The 8,056-nt window shown below is 70.9% G+C and carries 7 protein-coding genes; 4 read left to right on the top strand and 3 right to left on the bottom strand.

Annotation, left to right across the window (positions count from 1 at the left end):
- A partial coding sequence (locus C4U03_RS34740) for an enoyl-CoA hydratase-related protein (protein ID WP_200827675.1) occupies positions 1–356 on the bottom strand: 356 nt, incomplete at its 3' end.
- A 453-nt stretch (positions 357–809) separates the two neighbouring features.
- Here C4U03_RS34740 and C4U03_RS34735 point away from each other — a divergent pair.
- From C4U03_RS34735 to C4U03_RS34725, 3 genes are all read left to right on the top strand, one after another.
- Complete coding sequence (locus C4U03_RS34735; protein WP_160147199.1) at positions 810–1,514, top strand: TetR/AcrR family transcriptional regulator; 705 nt, start codon at positions 810–812, stop codon at positions 1,512–1,514.
- Positions 1,515–1,636: 122 nt separating this feature from the next.
- Complete coding sequence (locus C4U03_RS34730; RefSeq protein WP_103944053.1) at positions 1,637–2,572, top strand: NADP-dependent oxidoreductase; 936 nt, start codon at positions 1,637–1,639, stop codon at positions 2,570–2,572.
- A gap of 229 nt (positions 2,573–2,801) precedes the next feature.
- Positions 2,802–4,394, top strand: a complete 1,593-nt coding sequence (locus tag C4U03_RS34725) for an acyl-CoA synthetase (protein ID WP_235018319.1) — start codon at positions 2,802–2,804, stop codon at positions 4,392–4,394.
- Positions 4,395–4,537: 143 nt separating this feature from the next.
- Here C4U03_RS34725 and C4U03_RS34720 read toward each other — a convergent pair whose 3' ends face one another.
- Positions 4,538–6,358: an ABC-F family ATP-binding cassette domain-containing protein gene (locus tag C4U03_RS34720; protein WP_103944052.1), complete on the bottom strand. Its 1,821-nt coding sequence runs from the start codon at positions 6,356–6,358 to the stop codon at positions 4,538–4,540.
- A 31-nt stretch (positions 6,359–6,389) separates the two neighbouring features.
- Entirely contained in the window at positions 6,390–7,211 is an 822-nt protein-coding gene (locus tag C4U03_RS34715; protein ID WP_103944051.1) for an SDR family NAD(P)-dependent oxidoreductase, read from the bottom strand.
- Positions 7,212–7,317: 106 nt separating this feature from the next.
- Between C4U03_RS34715 and C4U03_RS34710 the strand changes: the two genes are divergently transcribed.
- The gene (locus tag C4U03_RS34710; protein WP_103944050.1) at positions 7,318–7,923 is read left to right on the top strand and encodes a TetR/AcrR family transcriptional regulator; all 606 of its coding nucleotides are present in this window, start codon (positions 7,318–7,320) and stop codon (positions 7,921–7,923) included.
- Positions 7,924–8,056 lie beyond the last annotated feature (133 nt).

Genomic DNA, 8,056 nt, shown 5'->3' with positions numbered 1-8,056 from the left:
CACAGCATCAGCCCGCCGGCGATGCACTTGCCCTGCACGGAGGCGATCGAGGGCTTGGGAACGTTGCGCCAGCGCAGGCAGTACTCCAGGTACCGGCGGGCCTCGATGGTGTAGATCCACTCCAGGGTGAGCTTTTCGGGGGCGGGCGCCCCGCTCTTGAGGTCGTGCCCGGCCGAGAAGTGCTTGCCGTTGCCGCGCAGCACGATGACCCGCACCTCCTCATCGTCGGCGGCCCGACTCCAGGCCGCGTCCAGGTCGTCCAGCAGGTCCATGGTCTGGGCGTTGGCGACCTCGGGACGGTTCAACGAGATGACCGCCACCCGGTCCTTGACCTCGTACAGGATCTGCTCACCCAATGCGGGGCTCCTCATCGTGCTCAGGGCAGGCCGAGGATGCGCTCGGCGCTCACGTCGAGCCGTCCCTGGGACACCGCCGGTGGCCGTGCCGATGGCCGTACGCGCCGTCGACACATACCTTTCTTGACATCGAAATCGAATTTGATGTTCGGCCAGTGGGCGTGACCGTGTCAAGTGCGCGGGGGAGTGTGCCGTCGGCCGAGGCAAGGTCCGGGGCCGTGGCGGTCTGCACGGGAAGCGCTCATCGCGGTTCCCTTCCCCTGTGCGACACCAAGAGACGAGAGCGGGGTGACGTCAGATCCCAATCAATCGATGGATTGGTAGCCGGATTGTGGGTTCAGGTCGGCCGTACGTCAGAGCGGACTTCCTAGGCCGGTCAAGGGATTTCGGTTGACCGAGTTCGATGCCCGGTGATACCTGTTGCTGGTCAATCGATTGATTGGGAATCTGATCGTGTCAGGTCTTGAACGGATCCATCAGGTCGCGGTGCGGCTGTTCGCCGAGCGGGGGTACGCGGCAACCGGCATCCGGGAGATCGGCCGGGCCGCGGGACTGAACTCGGCGACGCTGTACCACTACGCCGGAGGCAAGGAGGACCTGCTGACCGGCATCATGCGCGCCGGCCTGCAGGAACTGCTCCGCGTCGGGCGCGAGGCCGTCGAGCACAGCGCCGACCCGGCCGTCCAACTGGCCCGGCTGGTGCTCGGCCACGTCGCGACGGAGGCCCTCAACCCGCTGACCTCCCGGGTGATCGACCGGGAGGTGCAGGCGCTGACCGGTGACAACCGTGCGGAGATCATGGCTTTGCGCGACGACTACGAGTCCCTCTTCCAGCGCGTGCTCGAACGCGGCGTGCGCACCGGCGAGTTCCAGGTCACCGACGTGCAGATCACCCGTCTGGCGCTCCTGGAGATGTGCAACGGGGTGGCGATCTGGTACCGCGGCGACGGGCGGCTGTCCGTCGCCGACCTCCAGGACCGTTTCGTCGAGTTCGGCTGCCGGCTGGTGGCCTCCCGCCCGGTTCCCCATGAGGAGCGCGGGCCCGAGATCCACGTGGAGCGGCTCGCCTCCGAGCCTCCCCAGCACAACGCTCCGGGCACGGCTCCTCAGCCGGCGAACCCGGCGGGCGCGGCCGACCGGCGCGAGTTCACCCGGTGATCGAAGCCCGCCGGTCACGTACGCCGCCTCGGACGGCCGGAGAGAAGCCCGACAGATACGGAGGCGGCCGCGGGGACCACCATCGGCAGGCCGGTGTTCGGCCCACGGCTCGAAGGAGCGCGATGAAGGCGATCGTCTATTCTCGATACGGCGGTCCGGAAGTGCTGGAAGTACGGGAGGTTCCCGAACCGAAGCTCGGCCCGGAGTCGGTCCTCATCGACGTGAAGACGGTGTCGGTCAACCCGGTCGACTGGCAGACCGCGGCCGGGCACCTCGACAGCCGCTTCGATGTGCACTTCCCCGTCATCCCGGGTTGGGACGTCGCCGGCGTCGTCGCCCGGGTCGGCCCCACGGTGACGGAGTTCACGGCCGGAGATGAGGTGATCGGATACGTCCGGGAGGACTCGATCGGGCGCGGAACCTACGCCGAACGGGTCGCCGCGCCCCTGCGCACCATCGCCCGGAAGCCGGCGGGCCTCAGCTGGGAGCAGGCGGCCGCGGTACCGATCGCCGGTCTCACTGCGTACCAGTCGCTCGTCCACGCTCTGCGGACAGGACCCGGTGACACCGTCCTCATCCAGGCCGCGGCCGGCGGCGTCGGTTCCTTCGCGGTGCAGATCGGCGTGGCGCTGGGAGCACGCGTCATCGGCACTGCCTCCGCGCCCAACCACGACTACCTCCGGCGGCTGGGCGCGGAACCCGTTGCCTACGGCCCCGGGCTCGACGAGCGCGTGCGAGCGCTCGCCCCGCACGGCGTCACGGCGATTCTGGACATGTACGGCGGCGAGGCGCTGACAGCGTCGCTCGGCCTTCTGAACGACGCTTCGAAGGGCAGGGTCGTGTCGCTGACGAACGACGGCGTCCTCGAAAACGGCGGCACGTTCGTGTTCGCCCGGCCCAGCGCGACAGATCTCCAGCAGCTCAGCCGGATGGTGGAAAGCGGCGTGCTGGTCCCCGAGGTCAGCACCGTCATGGACCTCACCGATGCCGCCGAGGCATTCCGGCTCAGCCAGACCGGGCACGTACGCGGGAAAATCATTCTCCGTGTCGCCGATTGACCGCCCGGCCTGCCCCGGCCCCGGTCGGCCCGGGGCTTGGGTCGGCGAGTCGGTTCGGTCTGTTGCGGAGCCGGAACCGGGGCGGGTGTGGTCTGGGACGGCAGCGTCTCGTCGCTGCGGAGATGGTCGTGCGCGTAGGCGATGCCGGCGGCCCGCCGACCGGCTGTTGCGGTCGCGGGCATATCGGGTATTTGATCATCCAAAAGCCGTGTTTGGAAGGACGCCGACCGTGTACGCACCCGAGATCTCGTCGATGGTCGCCCGCGCCCGGCAACACTCGCTGGGGGATCTGCTGCACCGCACCGCCCGCCGCGATCCCGGAAGGCTCGCGGTGGTCTTTGGGGATCTGCGGGTCACCTATGCCGAGTTCGACGTGGCGGTCAACCGGGCCGCGCACGCGCTGGCCGCGCGTGGGCTGACCAAGGGCGACCGGCTCGCGCTGCTGTCGCACAACTCCTGGCAGTACGCGGTGCTGGTGTTCGCGACCGCCCGGCTCGGTGTCGTGCTGGTCCCGGTGAACTTCATGCTGAACGCCGACGAGATCGCCTACATCCTGCGGCACTCGGGCGCGTCCGGGATCGTCGCCGAGGACGCGCTGGCCCCGACCGCCGAGAAGGCGCTGGCCGCCGCGGACCTGCAGGACGGGGTGCGCGGCTGGATCGGGCTGTCGGGCGCCGCCCCGGCCGAGGGCTGGGAGGACGTCGACGCCTGGTGGCAGGAGGGCCCGGCCGAGGCCCCGGACGTGCTGGTGGCCGACGACGACCCGCTGCGGCTGATGTACACCTCGGGCACCGAGTCGCGGCCCAAGGGCGTGCTGTTGTCCAGCCGGTCGCTGATCTCCCAGTACGTCTCGTGCATTGTGGACGGCGGGATGAGCGGCGACGACGTCGAGGTCCACGCGCTGCCGATGTACCACTGCGCCCAGCTGGACTGCTTCTTCTCCGTCGACGTCTACCTGGGTGCGACCAGCATCATCCTGCCCGGCCCCGACCCGGCGACATTGCTGGCGACCATCGAGCGGGAGCGGGTCACCAAGCTGTTCTGCCCCCCGACGGTGTGGATCTCGCTGCTGCGCCACCCCGACTTCGACACCACCGACCTGTCCAGCCTGCGCAAGGGCTACTACGGGGCCTCGCCGATGCCCGTCGAGGTGCTGCACGAGCTGCAGCGACGGCTGCCCGACGTACGGCTGTGGAACTTCTACGGCCAGACGGAGATGTCCCCGCTGGCCACGATCCTGCGTCCCGGCGAGCAACTGCCCAGGGCCGGCAGCGCCGGGCGGGCGGCGATCAACGTCGAGACCATGCTGGTCGACGACGCCGGCGACCCGGTGCCGCCCGGCGAGATCGGCGAGATCGTGCACCGCAGCCCGCACGCCGCGCTCGGCTACTACAACGACGAGGACAAGACCGCCGAGGCGTTCCGCAACGGCTGGTTCCACTCCGGCGACCTGGGGGTCATGGACGCCGACGGCTACCTGACGGTGGTCGACCGCAAGAAGGACATGATCAAGACCGGTGGGGAGAACGTCGCCAGCCGCGAGGTCGAGGAGGCCATCTACGCGCTGGACGGCGTCGCCGAGGTGGCCGTGTTCGGCATCAGCCATCCGCACTGGATCGAGGCCGTCACCGCCGTCGTCGTCCCCAAGCCGGGCTCGGCGCTGACCGCCGACGACGTCCACGCCCACGCCCGCGAACGCCTGGCCGGCTTCAAGCGCCCCAAGTACGTCGTCATCGCCGACTCCCTCCCCAAGAACCCCAGCGGCAAGATCCTCAAACGCGACCTCCGCACCCGGCACGCCGACCTCGCCGCCGACGCCTGACGCTCTGCCACGGCACGTCGGCGGCAGGCCAGGGCGGGCCCGGCCGCCCGTCGCCGCGTCGCGCCGTTCGACGGCCACCCCGAGCAGCATTGGCACGCCGAACTGAGGGAACGTGTGGCCTGAGACGGTTGGAATCCTGCCGGCTACGAGGCCTGTTCGGCGGCCGGCACGCCGGCGCCCACGATGACGTGACCGTCTTCGACGGCCACGGCGACCACCGGGGCGCGGCACGGGCCTCCGGAACCGAGCCCGTCGGCCAGTTCGACGCGGGCGCCGGTGAACGTGGCCCGCAGGCGCCGGTCGTGCGTGACCACGACCAGCGCACCCTGGTAGGAGGCCAGCGCCTCCTCCAGTTGCTCTGTGAGCATCGGTGACAGGTGGTTGGTCGGCTCGTCGAGCAGGAGCAGGTCCACGGGCTCGCTCACCAGCCGTGCCAGCTCGATCCGGCGCCGCTGCCCGTAGGACAGCTCCCCGAGGCGCAGCCCCAGGTCGGACGGCCGGAACAGGCCCAGGGCGAGCAGCGCGTCCGCGTGCTCGTCCAGGCTTCCCGGACGCCCGTGCGCGTAGGCCTGCAGCACGGTCCGGCGCGCCGCGTCGGTCGGCCCGTCCTGCCGGAGGGTCCCGGCGCGGACGGCCCATCGCCTGTCGTCGGTGTCGGGTTCGTCCTGCCGGAAGAACCCGACCCGGCCGGCCCGCCGTACCTCGCCCGCGTCCGGTCGTAGTTCTCCGGCGAGCACCCGCATCAGGGTGGTCTTGCCCGCTCCGTTCGGGCCGGTGACGAGCAGCCGCTCACCGGCGCGGATGGTCAAAGACTCCATGCGGAGCCGTCCCGCCACCACCACGCCGTCGAGCGCGGCCACCTCGTCCCCGGCGGCGGCGCCCGCGGTGGCGGGGACGGCGGTGAAGCGCAGTGGCTCGGGCGGTGGCGCCACCGGGTGATCGGTGAGCCACTGCAGCCGCTGCTGGGACTGCCGGATGCGGCCGGCGGCCCCGTGGGTGCGCGAGCGCGCCCGCCAGGCGCCGGTGCCCATGCCCGCCTTGGCCGTCTTACGCGGGATCACGGCCAGCCGGCCCGCGTTGGCCGCCACCAGCGTGGCATGCCGGTCCAGCTCCGTCTTCCATTCCTCGTGGGCCCGCGCCTGTGCGGCACGTTCGGCGGCCTTGGCGGCGAGGTACCCGGCGTACCCGTCGCCGTAGCGGCGCACCTGCCCGTCGGCCACCTCGAGGATGGCGGTGGTCACCCGCTCCAGGAACATCCGGTCGTGCGTGATCACTACGACCGTGCCCCGGTGGGCGCGCAGGCGCTGTTCGAGCCAGGCTGTGGCCTGGTCGTCCAGGTCGTTGGTCGGCTCGTCGAGCAGCAGCAGCTCAGGAGCGGACGCCAGCGTGGCGGCCAGGGCGAGCCTGGAACGTTCGCCGCCGGAGAGCGTGCCCAGCGGACGGCTCCGGTCGAGCCCGGGCAGCCCCAGCCCGTGCAGTGCGACCTCCACACGGACGTCGGCTTCGTAGCCGCCCCGCGCCTCGAACTCCGCCACCAGCTCCGCGTAGGCGTCCAGGCCCGCGCGCTCCTGCGCGCCCGCTGCGCCGAGGGAGCGTTCGGCCGCCCGCATCCGGGCTTCGAGCTCGCGCAGGTCGGCCAGCGCCTGGTCGACGGCGTCGGCGACGGTGGCGTGCGACGGCAGGGCGAGCGACTGCGGCAGGTATCCGACGCCGCTGGGCGCGACGACCACGAGCTCGCCGTTGTCCGGACGTTCGACGTCCGCCATGAGCTTGAGCAGCGTGGACTTGCCCGACCCGTTGTCGCCGATCACTCCGAGCCGCTCGCCGGGCTTGACGGTGAGCGACACCCGGTCCAAGACGACGCGGGTGCCGTAGCGCTTGGTGATCTGGTTGAGTGCCAGTTGGGCAGAGGTGCGCAGAGCGCCCCACCTCCTGTTGTCAGCGCGGACAGAACATGACCGCATGCCTGGTCGGTCTCCATGGGCCTCGTACGGGTCAGCCCGGGGCCTTGCGGCTGAGGTGCTCCCAGGCCCGGTACTCCTCGGTGCGGGCCCGGTCCATCTGCTGGACCATGTCGTAGGAGGCGGCGCCGACGATCAGCCGCAGCGGCGGCTCGGCCAGGTCGACCAGTTCCATGACCACCGGGGCCGCGGTGCTCGGGTCGGGGCCGGCGTCCTCGCCCCACATCTCGGCCAGCCGGGCGCGCAGCGGCTCGTACTCCGGGCGCGGCCGGGTCGTCGTGGTACCCCGCGTGAACAGGTCCGTGCCGTACCCGCCGGGCTGCACGATCGTCACCTTGATCCCGAACGGCGCCGCCTCCATCGCCAGCGCCTGGCTCAGCGAGTCGAGCGCGTTCTTGCTCGCCGCGTAGAACCCGGCGGACGCGACTCCGCCGCCGGTCCCCATCGAGGTGACCTGCAGGATATGGCCGGATCCCTGCGCCCGCAGGTGCGGCAGCACGGCCTGGGTCACCCAGACCGCGCCGAAGAAGTTGACGTCGAACTGGGCGCGGATCTGCTCCTCGGTGGCCTCCTCCACCATGCCGAGCAGCATCGTGCCGGCGTTGTTGACCACGACGTCGAGCCGCCCGAACGCCGCGGCCGCCCGGTCCACCACCGTCCGCACGGCCGCGCGGTCGGACACGTCCAGTGTCAGCCGTACGAGGCGGTCCGGGTGGGCGGCGGTCAGGTCGTCGAGCGGGCCGAGGTCGCGCGCGGCCGCCACGACGCGGTCTCCGGCGGTGAGCGCCGCCTCGGTGAAGGCCCTGCCCAAGCCCCTCGACGCGCCGGTGATGAACCATACGCGGGCGGTTGTCATGCGAGCTCCTCACCTATATAAGTCGAGACGGTCCGTCTCGACTTGCATGAGTATGAGAGGCCCACCACCTCCTGTCAAGACGAACCGTCTCGTCTCGTTTGGTGTTATGCTCCCGGGCGTGTCCAACACCAGAAAACCGAACCCCGCGCGGCGCAGCGAACGATCCCGGCGGGCCGTCCTCGCCGCCGCGCGCGAGCTGGTCTCCGAGCTCGGGTACGCCAAGGTGACGATCGAGGCCATCGCCGCGCGGGCGGGAGTCGGCAAGCAGACCATCTACCGCTGGTGGCCGTCCAAGGGCGCGGTGATCTTCGACTCGTTCCTGGCGCTCAGTGAGGGCGGGGAGGGCATCCGGCTGCCTGACACCGGCGACCTCGAGGCCGATCTCAAGACCGTCATGCGGGCGACCGTCGCCGAGTTCGCCGACCCGGTGTTCGAGGCGCCTCTCAGGGCGCTCAACACGGAGATCGTCGGTGACCCCGCCCTCGCCGCCCTGTACCGCGAGAAGCTGGCCGGCCCCGTCGACCAAGCCAAGAAGGAACGGTTGCGCAGTGCCCAGCGGGCGGGCCAACTGGCCGCGGACGCCGACCTCGACCTGGTGCTCGAGGTGCTGTACGCCCCGCTCTACCAGCGCTGGCTGCACCGCTCCGGGCCGCTCACCCCCGAGTACGCCGACGCACTCGTGGACATCACCCTCCGCGCGTTCGCCCCCTGAGTGGCGTCATCTGAGCGGGCGTCCTCCAAGAGGGACGGCCCCGGGGACTGTCCGGTTTTCGGCACCTCTCTGTGCCAAGCCGCGGTGAGCAGAGAGGTATCCGAAGACCGTACAGACCCTTCCAGACAGACAG

It is taken from the genome of Thermomonospora echinospora, assembly GCF_900108175.1.
Classification (GTDB): domain Bacteria; phylum Actinomycetota; class Actinomycetes; order Streptosporangiales; family Streptosporangiaceae; genus Thermomonospora; species Thermomonospora echinospora.
Note: the sequence above shows the minus strand (reverse complement) of the source record. Positions and strands in the feature narration are given on the sequence as shown.

Coding starts and splice junctions, on each gene's coding strand:
- C4U03_RS34730 (WP_103944053.1), top strand. CDS start 1,637: ATGAAGGCGATCGTCTATTCTCGATACGGCGGTCCGGAAGTGCTGGAA.
- C4U03_RS34720 (WP_103944052.1), bottom strand. CDS start 6,358: ATGCGGTCATGTTCTGTCCGCGCTGACAACAGGAGGTGGGGCGCTCTG.
- C4U03_RS34715 (WP_103944051.1), bottom strand. CDS start 7,211: ATGACAACCGCCCGCGTATGGTTCATCACCGGCGCGTCGAGGGGCTTG.
- C4U03_RS34710 (WP_103944050.1), top strand. CDS start 7,318: ATGCTCCCGGGCGTGTCCAACACCAGAAAACCGAACCCCGCGCGGCGC.